The following is a 17,514-nucleotide window of genomic DNA, read 5'->3' as shown; positions in this document are numbered from 1 at the left end:
TGTTGAGTTCTCAAGGAACGGACGCTTCCTTTGTACTCACCCGAGAGACTCTCTCAGGCTTTCCTCCGGGCGCTTCCCTTCGGTCTTGCGTTTCCGACTCTATCAGATCTTTTCTCGACCCGATTTCCTCGGTGCTTTCCAGGCTCCCGCTTTCGCGTTTCCCTTTCCGGCGGTTCCGACTCTATCAGATCCTTTCGGGCCTGATTCCCAGTCAGCGGGGGCTTGTCTTCCCGGCTGTTGGGCCGTTCCGACGAGTGAGACTTTAGCGGATTCCCGGCCCCCGAAGCCAATCGGGGTCCTGCGTCCATTCGAACGCGGATTCCTCATTTCGCGAATACACATGACAACGACACGACGGCAGACGAATGGACTGCGCGTCGAGAAGTGGTTGGTACCTGCGGAATGGCTGTTCGGGGACCGACCGGGGTCGGCGCTCACGTCGAACAACTCGGAGAACACTACGTATCCGGCCGGGACGTGTCAACTCATGCCCCCTGGAGCACCCCGGAGGCGTACGCTGACGGACATGATGACGCGTACGTGCACCCAGCTGTGGTGGGCCGCCTGACGGCGGCCGTGCTCACGTATGCACTCAACGGCCGCCGCTTCGGCGGCCGTTCGTGTTTCTCCCTCCAGGGTTCCAGGGGGTCGGCCGGCCGGAGCGGCGGTCTCGACCAGGAGGTGGAGAGATGAAGCGGGTCTTCAGTGGGGTCAAGCCGACCGGGCATCTGACGCTGGGGAACTACCTGGGCGCCCTGCGGCAGTGGGCCGAGGTCGACCAGCACCGGGCGGACTCGCTGTTCTGTGTCGTCGATCTGCACGCGCTGACCGTGGACCACGATCCGGCGCGCGTGCGGAGGCTGAGTCGGCAGGCGGCGACGCTGTTGCTGGCGGTGGGGCTGGATCCACAGCTGTGCACGGTCTTCGTCCAGAGTCATGTGGACGAGCACGCGCGGTTGTCGTATCTGCTGGAGTGCGTGGCCACGGACGGCGAGATGCGGCGGATGATCCAGTACAAGGAGAAGTCCGGGCGGGAGCGGGCGCGCGAGGGCAGTGTGCGGCTGTCGTTGCTGACCTATCCCGTGCTGATGGCGGCGGACATCCTCGCCTACGGGGCCGACGAGGTGCCGGTGGGCGACGACCAGGCCCAGCATGTCGAGCTGACGCGCGATCTGGCGGTGCGGTTCAACCAGCGGTACGGGCACACGTTCGTCGTGCCGAAGGCAACGCATCCGACGGTGGCCGCGCGGGTGATGAACCTGCAGGATCCGGCGTCGAAGATGGGCAAGAGCGACGACTTCGGGCCCGGGATCGTCTATCTGCTGGACGAGCCCGATGTGGTGCGCAAGAAGGTCATGCGGGCCGTCACCGACAGCGGGCGTGAGGTCGTGTACGACCGGGAGGAGCGGCCGGGGCTCGCCAATCTGCTGGAGATCCTCGCCGCGTGCACGGGCGGGGACCCGGAAGCCCTGGCCGGTGCGTACGGGTCGTACGGCGCTTTGAAGCAGGACACGGCCGACGCGGTGGTCGAGGTCCTGCGGCCGGTGCAGGCAAGGCACCGGGAGCTGTGCGCGGATCCCGTCCAGGTGGAGGGGGTGCTGCGGGAGGGTGCGGCGAAGGCCCGGGCGATGGCGAGGCCGGTCGTGGACAGCGCCTATCGGGCGATCGGACTGCTGCCGCCCGCACCGGAGCCGGTCGCCGAGCGGGTGCTGAACGCGGCGCGGTAGGCACGTGGGCTGGTGGCGAGGCGCGATGCGAAGTGCTGGCGCATCGTGACCTCGCTGCCGAAGCCGGCCCGCCTGGCCACCTCCGGCATGGGGAGGTCGGTGCGTTCGAGGAGCTTCTGGGCCGCCGCGATGCGCTGGTCGAGGAGCCAGCGCAGGGGCGTGGCGCCGGTCTCGGCGGTGAAGTGGCGGGCGAAGCTGCGCGGAGACATGCCGGCCCGCGCCGCCAGGTCGGCGACGGTGAGCGGTTCGTGCAGGTGGCGCAGGGCGTGGTCGCGTACGGCGGCCAGGGTGTCGGCGTCCCGGTCGGCGCGGGGCACGGGGTGCTCGATGAACTGGGCCTGGGTACCGGTGCGGAAGGGGGCGGTGACCATCGAGCGGGCGACGGTGGCGGCGGCTTCGGCGCCGTGGGAGCGGCGGACCAGGTGGAGACAGAGGTCGATGCCGGCTGCCGTGCCGGCGGCGGTCCAGATGTTGTCGTCCTCGATGAAGAGGGCGTCGGGGACGACGGTCACCCGGGGGTGGTGCGTGCGGAGGAGGTCGATGAGGTTCCAGTGGGTGATCGCCCGGCGGCCGTCGAGGAGTCCCGCCTGGGCGAGGGTGAAGGCGCCGCCGCAGAGGGCCGCGAGGGTGGTGCCGCGGGCGTGGGCGCGGCAAAGGGCGTCCAGGACGGCGGCGGGTGCGGGGGTGAGGTGGTCGTCCAGGCCGGGGACCAGGATCAGGTCGGCCCGGGAGAGCCAGGCGAGGGTGCGGTCGGGGGCCAGGGCCAGGCCGCCGCGCATCGGGACGGAGGCGCTGTCGACGGCGACGCGCCGCAGGTCGAAGGCGGGGGCGCCGCGGTCGGTGCGGTCGGTGCCCCACACCTCGGTGATGACGGAGACGTCGAAGGCACGGATGCCGGGGAAGGCGAGGAGGGCGACCCGGTACGCAGGCTGCATGGTTGGCAGTAAACCATCGATCGCTGTCTTCTGACCTGCTGGGGCGCGGGTGGTGCCGGCGGCAGGATCGAGGTATGGATATCGCGGAGAACGCAGCGCTGGTGGTCGTCGACGTGCAGAAGGGCTTCGAGGAGCTGGACTTCTGGGGGGCTCGGAACAATCCCGGGGCGGACGACAACATCGCGGAACTCATCGACGTGTGGCAGGGGACGGGGCGGCCCGTCGTGTTCGTGCGGCACGACTCGGTGAAGCCGGGGTCGCCGTTGCGGCTGGGGTACGAGGGGAACGACTTCAAGGAGTACGTGGAGAAGCGGCGCGGGAAGGGCTCCGGGGCCGAGCTGTTCCTCACCAAAACGGTGAACTCGGCGTTTCTCGGGACGCCGGATCTGGGGGCCTGGCTGACCGCGGCGGGGATCTCGCAGATCGTGGTGGCCGGGATCCAGACCAACATGTGCGCGGAGACGACGGCGCGGATGGGCGGCAATCTCGGATACGACGTGCTGTTCGCGTACGACGCGACGTACACGTTCGATCTGGAGGGGCCGTTCGGCTGGCGGCGCGGCGCGGAGGAGATCGCGCAGGCGTCGGCGGTCTCCCTGCACGGGGGCGGGTTCGCGCGGGTGGTGACCACGGAGGAGATCGTGGGGGCGGCCCGGCGGTGACCGCCCGCCCCCCTTCGCTCCTCCCGGGGCGGCGGTCAGTCCTTCTTGCCCGAGGCCAGCTCGCGGCTGCGGTCGCGGGCGGCCTCCAGGGCGGCGATGAGCGCGGCCCGTACGCCGTGGTTCTCGAGTTCGCGGATGGCGTTGATGGTGGTGCCGGCGGGCGACGTGACGTTCTCGCGGAGCTTGACCGGGTGTTCGCCGCTGTCGCGGAGCATCGTCGCGGCCCCGATGGCGGACTGGACGATGAGGTCGTGGGCCTTGTCGCGGGGCAGGCCGAGCAGGATGCCGGCGTCCGTCATGGCTTCGACCAGGTAGAAGAAGTACGCCGGACCGGAGCCGGAGAGGGCCGTGCAGGCGTCCTGCTGGGACTCGGGGACGCGGAGGGTCTTGCCGACGGCGCCGAAGATCTCCTCGGTGTGGGCGAGGTGGGCGGCGGTGGCGTGGCTGCCGGCGGAGATGACGGACATCGCCTCGTCGACGAGGGCGGGGGTGTTCGTCATGACGCGGACGACCGGGGTGCCGGCGGCCAGGCGCTCCTCGAGGGAGGCGGTGGTGATGCCGGCGGCTCCGCTGATGATCAGGCGGTCGGCGGGGACGTGCGGGGCGAGCTCGTCCAGGAGGGTGCCCATGTCCTGCGGTTTGACCGTGAGGATCAGGGTGTCCGCGCTCTTGGCGGCCTCGGCGTTGGTGACCGGGGTGACTCCGTAGCGGGTGCGGAGTTCCTCGGCCCGTTCCGGGCGGCGGGCCGTGACGAGGAGGTCGGCGGGGGGCCAGCCGCCTCGGATCATGCCGCTGAGGAGGGCCTCGCCGATCTTGCCTGTGCCGAGGACTGCGACTTTCTGGGTCATGGCTGGGGGTCCTCCGGAGGTGTGCGTCGTCCGTCGTCCGGGGTCATCCTCGCACCGGGGGTGGGGGATCGGCCTGGGTGTCCGGTGGGCGGACCGCGGTTTTCTCGCCCCCGTCGTCCGTGCCGTCGCCGGTTCTCCGGTCCCTTCCTGTCCCTTTCCGCCCTGCCCCTTGCTGTCCTTCTCCGCCCGGCCTTCCCGTCCCCCCTGTCCCCCCTGTCCCTTCCTGTCCTTTCCCTTCCCTTCCCGTCCGCGGGGCGGGCTACGGCGCGACGCGCGACGGGCCCGCAGGACTCACCGGGCGGGTCGCACGGTCTCGTCGGGAAGGGCTGACATGTCAGGGCGTGCGGCGTCGGAGGGTCGCCGCGCCCAGGAACAGGACCAGGAGGGCGCAGCCGCCGACGATGAGGACGTCTCGCACGAAGGTGGCCGTCATGTCGGTGTGGGTGAGCACCTCGTTCATGCCGTCGACCGCATAGGACATGGGCAGGACGTCGGAGACGGCTTCCAGGGCGGGGTGCATCGTGTCGCGGGGTGCGAAGAGGCCGCAGAGGAGGAGCTGGGGGAAGATCACCGCCGGCATGAACTGGACCGCCTGGAACTCGGAGGCCGCGAAGGCGGAGACGAAGAGGCCGAGGGCGGTGCCGAGCAGGGCGTCGAGGAGGGCGACCAGGAGGAGGAGCCAGGGGCTGCCCGTGACGTCCAGGTCGAGGAACCACAACGCCAGGCCGGTGGCCAGGGCCGACTGGATGATCGCGAGGGTGCCGAAGGCCAGGGCGTAGCCGGCGATCAGATCGCCCTTGCCGAGAGGCAGGGCGAGGAGGCGTTCGAGGGTGCCCGAGGTGCGTTCGCGCAGGGTGGCGATGGAGGTGACCAGGAACATCGTGATCAGCGGGAAGATGCCCAGGAGGGACGCGCCGATGTTGTCGAAGGTGCGCGGGCTGCCGTCGAAGACGTAGCGGAGCAGGAACAGCATCAGGCAGGGGATGAGGATGAGCAGCGCGATCGTGCGCGGGTCGTGGCGCAGTTGGCGCAGGACCCTGGCCGCGGTGGCGGTGGTGCGGGCGAGGCTCAGGGCGCTGGTGGTGCGTGCCGGGGTCGGCGCGGGGGCGGGGGCGGTGGGCGTGGCCGTGGTCATCGGGTCGTCTCCTTCGTGCGGGTCTCCTCGGTAGGGGGCTGCTCTGTTCCGGAGCTCGTTGCTCCGGTCTTCTCTGTATCGGACTTCTCTGTATCGGACTTGTCCGCGCGGGACGCCTCTGTCGCCGCGTCCACCAGGTGCAGGAAGGCCGACTCCACCGTGTCGGCGCCGGTGCGGGTGCGCAGGGCCTCGGGGGTGGCGTCGGCGAGGATCTCGCCCTCGCGCATGAGGAGCAGGCGGTGGCAGCGCTCGGCCTCGTCCATGACATGGGAGGAGATCAGCAGGGTCGCGCCTCGGGTGGCGGCGATGTCGTGGAAGAGGTTCCACAGGTCGCGGCGCAGGACCGGGTCCAGACCGACGGTCGGTTCGTCGAGGACCAGGAGTTCCGGGGTGCCCAGGAGCGCCACCGCCAGCGAGACGCGGCTGCGCTGGCCGCCGGAGAGATTGCCGGCGAGGGCGTCGGCGTGGGTGCTGAGGTCCACGTCGGCGATGGCTCGGGTGACGTTCTCGTGGCGGCGGTCGGCCGCACCTCGGCCCGGGTCGAGGATCGCGGCGAAGTAGTCGAGGTTCTGGCGGATCGTCAGGTCGTCATAGACGGACGGGGCCTGCGTGACGTATCCGATGCGGGTGCGCAGCGTGGGGTGGCCCGCGGGGCGGCCGAGGACGTCGAGGGTGCCGGTGACCTTGTCCTGGGTGCCGACGATCGAGCGCATGAGCGTCGACTTGCCGCAGCCGGAGGGGCCCAGCAGGCCGGTGATCTGCCCCCGGGGCACGGCGAAGTCGAGGGCGCGCAGGACCGTGCGGGGGCCTCGGACGACGGTCAGGTTCTCGGCTCGGACGGCGGGCTCGGCAGGCGAGCCGGGTGACGCGGGTGACGCGGGTGACGCGGGTGACGCGGGTGACGCGGGTGATGAGGATGCGGGCGGGGTCTGGGTCGAATCCTCGCCGGGTGGGCGGGAGTCCGAGTTAAAATTCACCATACGATGAATAATGCTCCGGGGCGCGTTGAGACGTCAAGGGGTGCAGGTGGCCGCGGGCGGCACGGGCGTGCGGCGGTTGGAGGGAAAGCGGTGGCGCGGTGCCGGGGGGTGGCACGGGTGCGCGGGCGTGCGGCGGTGCCGGGGGGTGCGAGGCAGCGACACGGTGGCCGGAAATGGTGCGGGGGCGGGTGCCGGTGGCACGGGTGCCGGGGGTGGTGCGCGGCGGGCGGGGGTGCGGGGGCGGGCGCCGGTGGCACGGGTGCCGGGGGTGGTGCGCGGCGGTGGCGCGAGGGGCGGGGGTGGGGGTGCGGGCGCGTGAGAGTGGTGCGGGAAGCGGATGTTCCTGTTCCTTCGCTTCCGTGTTCACCGGGCCACCACAGGAACCTCCCGCCCGGCCGGTCGTTTCAACCGACAATGGAATTCATGCGCTGTCGGGGCGTCGGTGCCATCCTCGCTCCTCCGCGCAGCTTCGTCGCCGTGCCCTCCCCCGGTGCGGCGCGCCCACGCATCTCCCGTTTCCTCCTGGAGGTGCCGTCGTGTCGCTCCGTGGTGTCCGCAAAGCCGATCTGTCCGCTTCCTTCGTCGTGTTCCTCGTCGCGCTCCCCCTCTGCGTGGGCATCGCCGTGGCCTCCGGTGTGCCCGCCGAGCTGGGGCTGATCACCGCCATCGTCGGCGGGCTGGTGGTCGGGGCCTTGCCCGGCGGCAGTCCGCAGGTGAGCGGGCCGGCGGCGGGACTGACCGTACTCGTCCACGAGGCCGTCCAGCGGTACGGCGTGGCGGCGCTCGGCGTGCTCGTCCTCGCCGCCGGGCTGGTGCAGTTCGGGCTCGGCGCGCTACGGCTCGGGCGGTGGTTCCGGGCCGTGTCGGCGGCCGTCGTGCACGGGATGCTCGCCGGGATCGGGCTCGTGTTGATCGCCGGGCAGGTGTACGCCCTCGGGGACGCGCCCGCTCCGGCGGGTGGGCTGGACCGGCTCACCGGTCTGGTGTCGCTGCCCGGGCGGGCGGATCCGGTGGCGTTGTCAGTGGGCGGTGCCACCATGGTCGTGCTGCTGTTGTGGGGGCGATGGCGGCGCGGGGCACGGCTGGTTCCGGCGCCGTTGGTCGCGGTGGTGTCGGTGTCGGGCGTGACGTGGGTGTTCGACCTGGAGGTTCGGCGGGTCCAGGTGCAGGGGCTGTGGGATGCCGTACGGCTGCCGCAGGCGGCGGATCTCGGACGGCTGGCGGAAGTGGGGGTGATCGGGACCGTAGTGGCGTTCGCGCTGATCGCGTCGGCGGAGTCGTTGTTCGGCGCCGCGGCGGTGGACCGGCTGCCCGACGGACGGGGGACGGACTACGACCGGGAGTTGATGACGCAGGGCGCAGGCAACGCCGTGTGCGGGGTGCTGGGTGCGCTGCCGATGTCGACCTTCCTCGTACGGAGCGCCGTCGCGGGGGCGGGCGGCGCCGTCCGCGAGGGGGACCGGGCCGGCGCGCGGACCAAGGTGTCGCGGGTGCTGCACGGGGTGTGGCTGCTGCTGTTCGCGGCCGCGCTGCCCTGGGTGGTGGGGGCCGTTCCGGTGGCGGCACCCGCCGGGCTGCTGGTGTACGTCGGCTGCAGGTTGGTGCCCTGGCGGGAGGCCCGCGAGCTGTGGCGCGGGCAGCGGGCGGAGGCCGTCGTGCTCGGGGTCACGGCGGTGACGATCGTGGCGGGGAACGTGTGCCAGGGGGTGTCGGTCGGGCTGGCGCTGGCCGTGGCGAAGACGGCGTGGGAGATCAGCCACGTGCACATCGAGACGGAGGACCGGGGAGACGCCGGACTCGTCGTGCGGGTGCGGGGGCACGCGACGTTTCTGCGGCTGCCCAAGCTCCTGGACGCGCTGGACGCGCTGCCGCACGACCGCGCGGTGCGGTGGGAGCTGGGCGGGCTGCGGCATGTGGATCACGCGTGTGCGGCGGCCCTCGAGGGGTGGGCCGCCGCGCGCGGTCAGGATCTGGTCGCCAGCAGCAGGACGACGACGTAGACCTCTTCGACGAGTCCGTCGGGGAAGACCCGCATCAGGTGCTCACGCTCCTCGGCGAGGAAGGCCGTGCTCGCCTCCTCGCCGTGCACCAGGAACAGCGAGTGGCTGCCGATGTTGGCCAGGTGCGTGTCGACGGGGACGCGGCGGCTCCAGCGGACCTCACGGCGGGTCAGCCCGAGGCGGCCGGTGGGGTCGACGACACGGGCGTTCACGTTCTTGATGTTCGCGCCGGTGCTCTCCCCGAAGTACCGGTCGACGCGCCCGGCCGCCGCGGCGAGCCAGGGCACGTCGAGGGCGCCGGTGTTCCACCACAGCGCCAGCGCGCCGCCCGGCCGCAGCACGCGCAGGGCTTCCGGGACCGAGCGGGCCGGGTCGGTCCAGTGCCACGACTGGGCGTAGGTGAGGAAGTCGAGGGAGGCGGTGGCCAGGGGGAGATGGTTGCCGTCGCCCCGGACGATCGGCACCTCGGGGAGGGCGTGACGGAACTGCGCGGCCATGCCGTCCCCGGGCTCGACGGCGACGACGTCGGCGCCGCGGGCGTGCAGGAGAGCGGTCGCTATGCCGGTGCCGGCCCCGACGTCCGCGACCCGCGCGCCGGCGAGGGGGCGGCCGGCGAGTTCCTCGATCGTGTCGAGGAGGGCTGCCGGGTAGGAGGGGCGGCCGGCGGCGTACTGGGCCGCGGCCGCGTTGAAGGAGTGGGCCCGGGTGGTGTGCGAAGGAGAGTCCGAGGAGGCCGTCATGGGGCCATGGTGACCGGCCACGGGTGAGCAAGGGAACGGGGGCTGTGGGTGGCGGGGGCTGCGGGTGGCGGAGGCGGCGGTTTCCGCGTGGCTGCGATTCCGGCTCCGGCTGCGGTTCCGATTCCGGCTCCGGCTGCGGCTCCGGCTCCGGCTGCGGTTCTGGTTACGGGGGGGGAGGACATCAGCCGCGGTGTGCCGCGCGGCGACGTGGTCCCGCTCCGCGCCCTGTTCCCCGGCGGCTTCGGCTTTGGCTTCGGCTCCGGGTGAGGAGGTCAGCCGCGGCGGCGCTTCTTGGACGGGTTGCCGGTGCGGCGGGTGGAGCGGCGTTCGTACTGGGTGCGCGCCGTCTCGTACTCCTCGCGGTGGAGCCTCTCGCCGGGGGCCTCGGTGAGAGTGCGGAAGAAGTACGCGAGCAGCGAGCCGACGAAGCCGACGGCGAGCAGACCGCGCAGGGAGGCCTGCCGGTCGGGGTCGGGGCGCTTGCTGAAGCCTTCCCAGGTGTGGCGGAAGGCCAGTGCGGTGCAGATCGTGAACATCACGACGACCAGGAGCGTCACGAAGCTGCCCAGGTCGGCGATCGCGATGCCCTCGTAGGCGAAGCGGAGGACGAGGCAGGAGACGGCGACGGCGGCCAGGGAGCCGACGGCAGCGCCGACGCGGCGGACCGTGTAGCCCCGGGGGCCGCGGTCGTGGTCCACCCAGGTGGTGCCGAAGAAGCGGAGGGACTCCGGGCGGGGACCGGCGCCGACAGGGCTTCCCGGCCGGCCTCCGGTGGAGTCCGTCGGGGTGCCCGCGGTGCCGGTCGAGGTGTCCCGGGAACCGGCCGGAGTGTCCGGGGTGCCGTATTCGTCGCTCACGGGACGATTATGGCTCCGGACAGAGGCGGGCTCCCGGGTGGGTTCCCCGCTCAGCCTCAACCCCCGCTCAGCCCCGGCCCCCGGTTCAACCCCCGTGGCCGCTTGTCCCCCGCCCTCGGCCGGCCCCGTCGTCGGTCAGGCGCAGCGGGCCGCGACGTAACCGTCGCTGCCTGTCCGCACGTACGCGTCCGAGACGAACTGGCTGTCGGCGATGTTGTCCCAGATGTTCGTCGTGCCGTACGGACCGGACACCGAGGTGCCCGGGGTCTGGCAGAAGATCGGGACCTTGGTGCCCTCGGCCAGGACGCGGACGACCGGGTAGCTCGTCCCGGGTCCGCTGCGCACGTTCAGCCGGACGCCCGGGGCGACCGGGTAGTAGGTGAGAGCCGCCGCGGCCGTCGTGACGGCCTCCCCCGTAGCGCCGCTCGCGACCTCTTCCACGCGGTCAACAGACATGAAAAAACCTCCCCCGTCGAACCCCATGACTGCCATGGGGTCACGTTGATTCCCCTAAAACACGCAATGAAACACATGTACAGGATTCGCACACGGAGGCTAGCAAGCCGCCTCTGTCCCGTACGAGTCATCGACTAGGCTCCGTGCGTCGCGCGCGCGGTTGAACAGCACGGGGGTGGTCCATGACGCCACAGCGCAACACCGGGGCGGGCGCGGAAGCGGAACTTCCGGAGTACGCCGGCCACTACCGCCTGGAAGAACGTCTGGGCTCCGGTGGGATGGGCGTGGTGCACCTGGCCCGCAGCACCTCCGGGATGAAGGTCGCGGTGAAGGTCGTCCATGCCCAGTTCGCCCGGGATCCCGAGTTCAGGGGCCGTTTCCGCCAGGAGGTGGCCGCCGCTCGGCGGGTGAGCGGGGCGTTCACCGCGCCGGTCGTCGACGCCGATCCGGAGGCCGAACGGCCCTGGATGGCCACTCTGTTCATTCCCGGTTCGACGCTCGCCGAGCAGGTGAAGCGGAACGGACCCATGCGCTCGGGTGAGTTGCGGCGGCTGATGGCCGGGCTCGCGGAGGCGCTGCGGGACATCCACCGGGTCGGGGTCGTGCACCGGGACCTGAAGCCGAGCAACGTCCTGCTGGCCGAGGACGGGCCGAAGGTCATCGACTTCGGCATCTCCCGGCCGAAGGACAGCGAACTGCGCACCGAGACCGGCAAGTTGATCGGTACGCCGCCGTTCATGGCTCCGGAGCAGTTCCGGCGGCCGCGGGAGGTGGGGCCCGCCGCCGACATCTTCGCGCTCGGGTCGGTGATGGTGCACGCGGCGACGGGACGCGGGCCCTTCGATTCCGACAGCCCGTATGTCGTCGCCTACCAGGTCGTGCACGACGAACCGGATCTGACCGGCGTCCCGGGCAACCTCGCGCCGCTGGTGGTGCGTTGTCTGGCCAAGGAGCCCGAGGACCGGCCCACGCCCGACGAGTTGATGCGGGAACTGCGGTCGGTGGCGGCTTCGTACGACACCCAGGCGTTCATACCGTCGCAGCGGGCCCTGGAGGATGCCGGGGCCGAACCGGCAGGACCGGAGGAGCCGAAGGGGACGGAGAAGGCGCGGGAGGCAGCACGGGAGGGCAGCGTGCCCGCGTCAGCGGCGGACCGGGCGGAGGCGCGGCCGCGCGGTCGGCGTCGGCGGGTGGCCCTCGCGGTCGGCGCGCTGGCCGTCGTCCTCTCGGGCGGGGCGGTCCTCGCCACACAGCTGCCCGGCGAGGACGACCCGGGCCGGGACGCGCGGGGCGACGCGGGCGGCTCACAGTCCGCGTCGCCGTCCTTCGCCCCGTGGAGCACGCGACCGGCCAAGGGCAGCACCGGGGCGGGTACCGGTACGGGGGCCGGCGGCATGCCCCAGTGCGCCTACGACGCGCGCCGGGTGCTCTGCGTCCAGAAGGGGCTGGTGTCGGCGCTGGACGCGTCCGACGGGCGGGTGCTGTGGCGGCACGTCCTCACCGGGGACGACGGACCGTCCCAGGCGCCGGTGCTCTCGGGCGGACTGGCTCAGGTGATCACGCACTCGGGCAAGCGGATGGAGGCGCTCGACCCGGCGTCGGGCGCCACCCGCTGGCAGCGGGATCTGTCGGGCTACCCGGGTGTCCGCAGCGTCGGCGGCACCCTGCTGCTGACGGCGGCCGACGACACGGTGACCGGGGTGGACGCCGCGACGGGCGAGTCGATGTGGAGCCGGCGCATCCCGGGGCTGAACGAGCCGTACTTCACGGCGTTCCCGAAGGACCCGCTCGCCTACGCGTCGAGCACGTCGGACGACGGGCACACCCGGATCACGGCCGTGGACCCGGCGACCGGGAAGGTGCGATGGGACGAGCGGCTCAGCGGCACGCTGCGGCTCGTCGGCGCCACGGACGGCAGTCTCCTCCTGCTGTCGCAGGGCGCGGGCTACGGCTCGGTCGACGCCGTGGTGCGCTACCACCCGCAGGACAAGGTGTCGCTGCGGGTGAAGCTGGGCGTCGCGCTCCAGGAGGCGGAGGCCACCGCGCACGGCGACCGGGTCTACCTCCTGGCCTTCGACGGATCGCTCGTGGCCGTCGACACGGTGTCGGGCAAGGCGGTGTGGTCGCTGCAGACGGCGGTGAGCCGTGGTTCGGCGCCGACCGCCGACGGCGAGCACGTCTACTTCAGCGCCGCCGACGGCCGGCTGCTCGCCGTGGACGCCGCGAAGGGCAGGCTCGTCGGGCAGACGGCCCTGCGGCTCGGCGCCAACTCGGACGAGGTGGTGGCCACGCTGCCCGCGCCCCAGGCGGTCGACGGCCACGTCTACGCCGGCGCCCCGGACGGCACCGTCTTCGCGGTGGACGGACACGACCCGGCCGCCTGGTGAGAGCGGGAGCGCGGCGGTGACAGCGGGCCGGTGAGACGCGCCGAGGGCCGCCTCCGTACGACGGAGACGGCCCTCTCGCAGCACATCTGCCGCCGATGCCTCTGACTGCCCGGCAGTGGGGCTGCCCGGTGGTGACTGGCCGGTGGTGACTGCCCGATCGTGCCTGGCCGGTGGCCACGATGAGCGGTGGGCTACCGGCGATGACTGGCCGGTGGTGACTGGCCGGTGCCGGCGTCAGCCCAGCTTCGACACGTCCCGGACCGCGCCCTTGTCGGCGCTCGTCGCCATCGCGGCGTAGGCCCGCAGCGCGGCGGACACCTTGCGCTCCCGGTTCTTCGGGGCGTACACGCCGCCGAGGGCCGCCTCGCGCCGCGCCAGCTCGGCGTCGTCGACGAGGAGGTCGATCGAGCGGTTCGGGATGTCGATGCGGATGCGGTCGCCGTCCTCGACGAGGGCGATCGTACCGCCGGAGGCCGCCTCCGGCGAGGCGTGGCCGATCGACAGGCCCGAGGTACCGCCGGAGAAGCGGCCGTCGGTGATCAGGGCGCAGGTCTTGCCGAGGCCGCGGCCCTTGAGGAAGGACGTCGGGTAGAGCATCTCCTGCATGCCCGGGCCGCCCTTGGGACCCTCGTAGCGGATGACGACGACGTCGCCGTGCGTCACCTGCTTGTTGAGGATCTTCTCGACGGCCTCCTCCTGCGACTCGCAGACGACGGCCGGGCCCTCGAAGGTCCAGATCGACTCGTCGACGCCGGCCGTCTTGACCACGCAGCCGTCGACGGCGATGTTGCCGCGCAGGACCGCGAGGCCGCCGTCCTTGCTGTAGGCGTGCTCGGCGGAGCGGATGCAGCCGCCCTCGGCGTCCACGTCCAGCGCCTCCCAGCGCTCGGACTGGGAGAACGCCTCGGCGGAGCGGACACAGCCGGGGGCCGCGTGCCACAGTTCGATCGCCTCGGGCGACGGGGAACCGCCTCGGACGTCCCAGGTCTTCAGCCAGTCCGCCAGGGACGGGCTGTGGACCGAGAACACGTCCTCGTTGAGCAGGCCCGCGCGGTGCAGTTCGCCCAGCAGGGCGGGGATGCCGCCGGCGCGGTGCACGTCCTCCATGTAGTACGTGCGGTCCTTCGCCACGTTCGGCGCGACCTTCGCCAGGCAGGGCACGCGGCGCGAGACCTCGTTGATCTCCTCCAGGCCGAACGGGACGCCCGCCTCCTGGGCGGCGGCGAGGAGGTGCAGGATCGTGTTGGTCGAGCCGCCCATCGCGATGTCGAGGGCCATCGCGTTCTCGAAGGCCGCGATGGTGGCGATGCTGCGCGGCAGGACCGTCTCGTCGTCCTGCTCGTAGTAGCGGCGGGTGATGTCCATCACCGTGCGGCCGGCGTTCTCGTACAGCGCCTTACGGGCCGTGTGGGTGGCCAGCACCGAGCCGTTGCCGGGCAGGGAGAGGCCGATGGCCTCGGTCAGGCAGTTCATCGAGTTGGCGGTGAACATGCCGGAACAGCTGCCGCAGGTCGGACAGGCGTTCTCCTCGATGCGGAGGATGTCCTCGTCCGAGATCTTGTCGTTCACGGCGTCGGAGATCGCGTCGACCAGGTCGAGGGTGCGGACCGTGCCGTCGACGAGCGTGGCGCGGCCGGACTCCATCGGGCCGCCGGAGACGAAGACCGTCGGGATGTTCAGGCGCAGGGCCGCGTTCAGCATGCCCGGGGTGATCTTGTCGCAGTTGGAGATGCAGATCAGGGCGTCGGCGCAGTGCGCCTCGACCATGTACTCCACGCTGTCCGCGATCAGGTCGCGCGAGGGCAGGCTGTAGAGCATGCCGCCGTGGCCCATCGCGATGCCGTCGTCGACCGCGATCGTGTTGAACTCGCGCGGGATGCCGCCGGCCGCGGTGATCGCCTCGCTGACGATCCGGCCGACCGGCTGGAGGTGCGTGTGACCGGGGACGAACTCGGTGAAGCTGTTCGCCACGGCGATGATCGGCTTCCGGCCGATGTCCGCACCGGGTACACCGGAGGCGCGCATAAGGGCGCGGGCGCCCGCCATGTTGCGGCCGTGGGTGACTGTGCGGGACCTCAGCTCGGGCATCGTCGCTCGCTCCTTCAGAGACTGCGATCAGAGACTTCTGACTGCTAACGAGCGTACGCCGGTCATCCAGGGGGCGGACACGGTGTCCGCATGACGGGACGAATGTCTCACGCCGGAGCGGTGCCTCACGGCCCGGTCAGATGCCCCTGCACGACCGGCGCCACGCGCGCGATGATCAGCTCCAGGTCCGCCGAGGCCAGCGGCTCCACCTTGATCACGTACCGCAGCATCGCGCAGCCCACCAGCTGCGCGGCCGCCAGCTCGGCGCGCAGCTCGGCGTCCGGGAGATCGATCCGGCCGGCGATCCGGCGCAGCACCTGGGAGGCGATCAGGCGGCGGAAGACGGCGGCCGCGGCGTCGTTGTTCACGGCCGAGCGGACGATCGCCAGCAGGGGCTTGCGGGTCGTCGGGTTCTCCCAGACGCCGAAGACGAAGCGGGCGAGCCGCTCGCCGACCTGGTCCATCGGACCGTCGGCGACCGCTTCCGGGGCACCCAGCGCGGGCCCGAAGGCGACCTCGATGGCCGCCTCGAAGATCTGCTCCTTGGTGCCGAAGTAGTGGTGCACCAGCGCCGGGTCCACCCCGGCGGCCTTCGCGATGCCGCGTACGGACGTCTTGTCGTAGCCCCGCTCGGAGAACTCCTCGCGGGCGGCCGTCAGGATCCGGTCCCGGGTGTCCGCCGACTCCGCACGAGGGGGGCGGCCCCGCTTGCGGGCGGTGACGCCGGTCATCGGCGGGGCGCCTTCGCCCTGGGCGACGGGGTCGACGAGGCGGAGGCCAGGTGCAGGCGCGTGAACGCCAGCGCCTCGGCCAGGTCGGCCTCACGTTCGGCGCTCGACATCGCGCGCCGCGTGTTGACCTCGATGACGACATGCCCGTCGAAGCCGGTCAGCGCGAGCCGTTCCAGCAGTTCGGCACAGGGCTGGGCGCCGCGGCCGGGGACCAGGTGCTCGTCCTTGGCCGAACCGTTTCCGTCGGCGAGGTGGACGTGGCCCAGGCGGTCGCCCATGCGGTCGATCATCTGCATCGCGTCCGCGCGGGCCGTGGAGGCATGGCTGAGATCGATCGTGAAGTGCCGGTAGTCGTCCTTCGTGACGTCCCAGTCCGGCGCGTACGCGAGCATCTCGCGGTCGCGGTAGCGCCACGGGTACATGTTCTCGACGGCGAACCGCACGTCCGTCTCGTCCGCCATCCGCCAGATGCCCGTGACGAAGTCCCGCGCGTACTGGCGCTGCCAGCGGAACGGCGGGTGGACGACGACCGTGCTCGCGCCGAGCTTCTCCGCCGCCGCGCGGGCCCGCTGGAGCTTGGTCCACGGGTCGGTCGACCACACGCGCTGCGTGATGAGCAGACAGGGCGCGTGAACGGCGAGGATCGGGATCCGGTGGTAGTCGCTGAGTCTGCGCAGCGCGTCGATGTCCTGGCTGACGGGGTCGTTCCAGACCATGACCTCGACGCCGTCGTACCCGAGGCGCGCGGCGATCTCGAAGGCCGTCGCCGTCGACTCCGGGTAGACCGAGGCCGTCGACAGGGCGACCTTCGCATCCGGGATCCGCACGACTGGCTCTGCCATGGGGGACAGGTTACGGGGTGCGGTCACCCGGGTGCCGGGCCCCGGGGGGCCGTTGTGGTGTTCGCCACGGGCGGGCGGGCGCACACCACGGAGCCCGGGCCCGCGCGGCGGAGTGCGGCCCGTCACGGCCGGGCGCCGCGCGGGCCCGTCACTCCGACGCCATGTGATCGAGTTTGCGCAGGATGACGCCCTCCCTGAGCGCCCAGGGACAGATCTCCAGGTTCTCCACGCCGAAGAGGTCCATCGCACCCTCCGCGACCAGCGCGCCCGCGAGGAGCTGGTTGGCGCGGCCCTCGGAGACGCCCGGCAGCTCCGCCCGCTGGGCGGTCGTCATGCCCGCCAGGCGGGGCACCCAGGCCTCGAGCGACTCGCGCTTGAGCTGCCGCTGGGCGTACGGGCCGTCGATGGAGCGGGCGGCGCCGGCGATGCGGGCGAGCTGCTTGAACGTCTTCGAGGTGGCGACGACGTGGTCCGGGGCGCCGAAGCGCTTGAACTCCCCGACCGTGCGCGCGATCTGCGCGCGGGCGTGGCGGCGCACGGCCCGTATGTCCTCGGGGTCGGGCGGGTCGCCGGGCAGCCAGCCCGCGGTGAGCCGGCCGGCCCCGAGCGGCAGCGAGACGGCCGCGTCGGGCTCCTCGTCGATGCCGTAGGCGATCTCCAGGGAGCCGCCGCCGATGTCCAGGACCAGCAGCTTCCCGGCGGACCAGCCGAACCAGCGGCGGGCGGCGAGGAAGGTGAGCCGGGCCTCCTCGGCGCCGGTGAGCACCTGCAGCTCGACGCCGGTCTCGGCCTTCACGCGCGCGAGGACGTCGTCGGCGTTGCTGGCCTCGCGCACGGCGGAGGTCGCGAACGGCAGCAGGTCCTCCACTCCCTTGTCCTCGGCGGCCTGGAGCGCGTCCTGGATCACGGCGATCAGTTTGTCGACGCCCTCCGGACCGATCGCGCCGTCCTCGTCGAGGAGTTGGGCAAGGCGCAGCTCCGCCTTGTGCGAGTGGGCGGGCAGGGGGCACGCGCCGGGGTGCGCGTCCACCACCAGCAGATGCACCGTGTTCGATCCCACGTCGAGGACACCGAGTCTCATGTAGGGCACGCTACTGCCCGCGCGGGCCTCGGCCGTCCCCGAAGG

15 protein-coding genes are annotated in these 17,514 nt (G+C 72.1%); 4 read left to right on the top strand and 11 right to left on the bottom strand.

Annotated elements, in window-relative coordinates:
• The first annotated feature begins 689 nt into the window (after nucleotides 1-689).
• Nucleotides 690-1,727 (top strand): tryptophan--tRNA ligase, encoded by a 1,038-nt coding sequence (gene trpS, locus J2X68_RS16795; protein ID WP_310433338.1) that lies wholly within the window; start codon nucleotides 690-692, stop codon nucleotides 1,725-1,727.
• Here trpS and J2X68_RS16790 read toward each other — a convergent pair.
• Nucleotides 1,655-2,662, bottom strand: coding sequence for a helix-turn-helix domain-containing protein (locus tag J2X68_RS16790; RefSeq protein WP_310433337.1), 1,008 nt, complete (start codon nucleotides 2,660-2,662; stop codon nucleotides 1,655-1,657). The two genes, trpS and J2X68_RS16790, sit on opposite strands and share 73 nt — an antisense overlap.
• A 74-nt stretch (nucleotides 2,663-2,736) precedes the next feature.
• Here J2X68_RS16790 and J2X68_RS16785 point away from each other — a divergent pair, with 74 nt between their 5' ends.
• The gene (locus J2X68_RS16785) at nucleotides 2,737-3,324 is read left to right on the top strand and encodes a cysteine hydrolase family protein (RefSeq protein ID WP_310433336.1); all 588 of its coding nucleotides are present in this window, start codon (nucleotides 2,737-2,739) and stop codon (nucleotides 3,322-3,324) included.
• A gap of 35 nt (nucleotides 3,325-3,359) precedes the next feature.
• On the opposite strand, the gene proC is transcribed toward J2X68_RS16785, so the two are convergent.
• From proC to J2X68_RS16770, 3 genes are all read right to left on the bottom strand, one after another.
• Nucleotides 3,360-4,172, bottom strand: coding sequence for a pyrroline-5-carboxylate reductase (gene proC, locus J2X68_RS16780; protein WP_310433335.1), 813 nt, complete (start codon nucleotides 4,170-4,172; stop codon nucleotides 3,360-3,362).
• Nucleotides 4,173-4,506: 334 nt separating this feature from the next.
• Complete coding sequence (locus J2X68_RS16775; protein ID WP_310433334.1) at nucleotides 4,507-5,307, bottom strand: ABC transporter permease; 801 nt, start codon at nucleotides 5,305-5,307, stop codon at nucleotides 4,507-4,509.
• Nucleotides 5,304-6,287 carry an ABC transporter ATP-binding protein gene (locus J2X68_RS16770; RefSeq protein ID WP_310433333.1) on the bottom strand — a complete coding sequence of 328 codons (984 nt, stop codon included), beginning with the start codon at nucleotides 6,285-6,287 and terminating at the stop codon, nucleotides 5,304-5,306. The genes J2X68_RS16775 and J2X68_RS16770 overlap by 4 nt, the downstream gene beginning before the upstream one ends.
• Before the next feature lie 536 nt (nucleotides 6,288-6,823).
• Between J2X68_RS16770 and J2X68_RS16765 the strand changes: the two genes are divergently transcribed.
• Complete coding sequence (locus tag J2X68_RS16765) at nucleotides 6,824-8,287, top strand: SulP family inorganic anion transporter (protein WP_310433332.1); 1,464 nt, start codon at nucleotides 6,824-6,826, stop codon at nucleotides 8,285-8,287.
• On the opposite strand, the gene J2X68_RS16760 is transcribed toward J2X68_RS16765, so the two are convergent.
• The 3 genes from J2X68_RS16760 to J2X68_RS16750 form a co-directional block, all read right to left on the bottom strand.
• Nucleotides 8,251-9,027, bottom strand: a complete 777-nt coding sequence (locus tag J2X68_RS16760) for a class I SAM-dependent methyltransferase (protein ID WP_310433331.1) — start codon at nucleotides 9,025-9,027, stop codon at nucleotides 8,251-8,253. The two genes, J2X68_RS16765 and J2X68_RS16760, sit on opposite strands and share 37 nt — an antisense overlap.
• Nucleotides 9,028-9,299: 272 nt before the next feature.
• Nucleotides 9,300-9,884 (bottom strand): EamA/RhaT family transporter, encoded by a 585-nt coding sequence (locus J2X68_RS16755; protein WP_310433330.1) that lies wholly within the window; start codon nucleotides 9,882-9,884, stop codon nucleotides 9,300-9,302.
• 135 nt (nucleotides 9,885-10,019) lie between these two features.
• Nucleotides 10,020-10,340: an SH3 domain-containing protein gene (locus tag J2X68_RS16750; protein ID WP_310433329.1), complete on the bottom strand. Its 321-nt coding sequence runs from the start codon at nucleotides 10,338-10,340 to the stop codon at nucleotides 10,020-10,022.
• Between the two features lie 182 nt (nucleotides 10,341-10,522).
• Here J2X68_RS16750 and J2X68_RS16745 point away from each other — a divergent pair, with 182 nt between their 5' ends.
• On the top strand, nucleotides 10,523-12,727 hold the full coding sequence (locus J2X68_RS16745) for a serine/threonine-protein kinase (RefSeq protein WP_310433328.1): 2,205 nt from the start codon (nucleotides 10,523-10,525) through the stop codon (nucleotides 12,725-12,727).
• A 234-nt stretch (nucleotides 12,728-12,961) separates the two neighbouring features.
• Here the strand turns inward: J2X68_RS16745 and ilvD are convergent, their stop codons facing one another.
• The 4 genes from ilvD to J2X68_RS16725 all read right to left on the bottom strand — a co-directional run bounded on the left by ilvD (nucleotide 12,962) and on the right by J2X68_RS16725 (nucleotide 17,469).
• Nucleotides 12,962-14,815 carry a dihydroxy-acid dehydratase gene (gene ilvD / locus J2X68_RS16740; protein WP_310433327.1) on the bottom strand — a complete coding sequence of 618 codons (1,854 nt, stop codon included), beginning with the start codon at nucleotides 14,813-14,815 and terminating at the stop codon, nucleotides 12,962-12,964.
• Between the two features lie 125 nt (nucleotides 14,816-14,940).
• On the bottom strand, nucleotides 14,941-15,546 hold the full coding sequence (locus J2X68_RS16735; protein ID WP_310433326.1) for a TetR family transcriptional regulator: 606 nt from the start codon (nucleotides 15,544-15,546) through the stop codon (nucleotides 14,941-14,943).
• Nucleotides 15,543-16,388 carry a sugar phosphate isomerase/epimerase gene (locus J2X68_RS16730; protein WP_310433325.1) on the bottom strand — a complete coding sequence of 282 codons (846 nt, stop codon included), beginning with the start codon at nucleotides 16,386-16,388 and terminating at the stop codon, nucleotides 15,543-15,545. The genes J2X68_RS16735 and J2X68_RS16730 overlap by 4 nt, the downstream gene beginning before the upstream one ends.
• A gap of 148 nt (nucleotides 16,389-16,536) precedes the next feature.
• On the bottom strand, nucleotides 16,537-17,469 hold the full coding sequence (locus J2X68_RS16725) for a Ppx/GppA phosphatase family protein (protein WP_310433324.1): 933 nt from the start codon (nucleotides 17,467-17,469) through the stop codon (nucleotides 16,537-16,539).
• Nucleotides 17,470-17,514: the final 45 nt, after the last annotated feature.

Source organism: Streptomyces sp. 3330 (assembly GCF_031456635.1).
Taxonomy (GTDB): domain Bacteria; phylum Actinomycetota; class Actinomycetes; order Streptomycetales; family Streptomycetaceae; genus Streptomyces.
The sequence above is the reverse complement of the archived record's forward strand: the minus strand, read 5'-3'. Positions and strand labels throughout refer to the sequence as shown.

Bases quoted from the DNA above. Each gene is read 5' to 3' on its own strand.
- trpS (WP_310433338.1), top strand. From the start codon at position 690: ATGAAGCGGGTCTTCAGTGGGGTCAAGCCGACCGGGCATCTGACGCTG.
- J2X68_RS16790 (WP_310433337.1), bottom strand. From the start codon at position 2,662: ATGCAGCCTGCGTACCGGGTCGCCCTCCTCGCCTTCCCCGGCATCCGT.
- J2X68_RS16785 (WP_310433336.1), top strand. From the start codon at position 2,737: ATGGATATCGCGGAGAACGCAGCGCTGGTGGTCGTCGACGTGCAGAAG.
- proC (WP_310433335.1), bottom strand. From the start codon at position 4,172: ATGACCCAGAAAGTCGCAGTCCTCGGCACAGGCAAGATCGGCGAGGCC.
- J2X68_RS16775 (WP_310433334.1), bottom strand. From the start codon at position 5,307: ATGACCACGGCCACGCCCACCGCCCCCGCCCCCGCGCCGACCCCGGCA.
- J2X68_RS16770 (WP_310433333.1), bottom strand. From the start codon at position 6,287: ATGGTGAATTTTAACTCGGACTCCCGCCCACCCGGCGAGGATTCGACC.
- J2X68_RS16760 (WP_310433331.1), bottom strand. From the start codon at position 9,027: ATGACGGCCTCCTCGGACTCTCCTTCGCACACCACCCGGGCCCACTCC.
- J2X68_RS16750 (WP_310433329.1), bottom strand. From the start codon at position 10,340: ATGTCTGTTGACCGCGTGGAAGAGGTCGCGAGCGGCGCTACGGGGGAG.
- J2X68_RS16745 (WP_310433328.1), top strand. From the start codon at position 10,523: ATGACGCCACAGCGCAACACCGGGGCGGGCGCGGAAGCGGAACTTCCG.
- ilvD (WP_310433327.1), bottom strand. From the start codon at position 14,815: ATGCCCGAGCTGAGGTCCCGCACAGTCACCCACGGCCGCAACATGGCG.
- J2X68_RS16735 (WP_310433326.1), bottom strand. From the start codon at position 15,546: ATGACCGGCGTCACCGCCCGCAAGCGGGGCCGCCCCCCTCGTGCGGAG.
- J2X68_RS16730 (WP_310433325.1), bottom strand. From the start codon at position 16,388: ATGGCAGAGCCAGTCGTGCGGATCCCGGATGCGAAGGTCGCCCTGTCG.
- J2X68_RS16725 (WP_310433324.1), bottom strand. From the start codon at position 17,469: ATGAGACTCGGTGTCCTCGACGTGGGATCGAACACGGTGCATCTGCTG.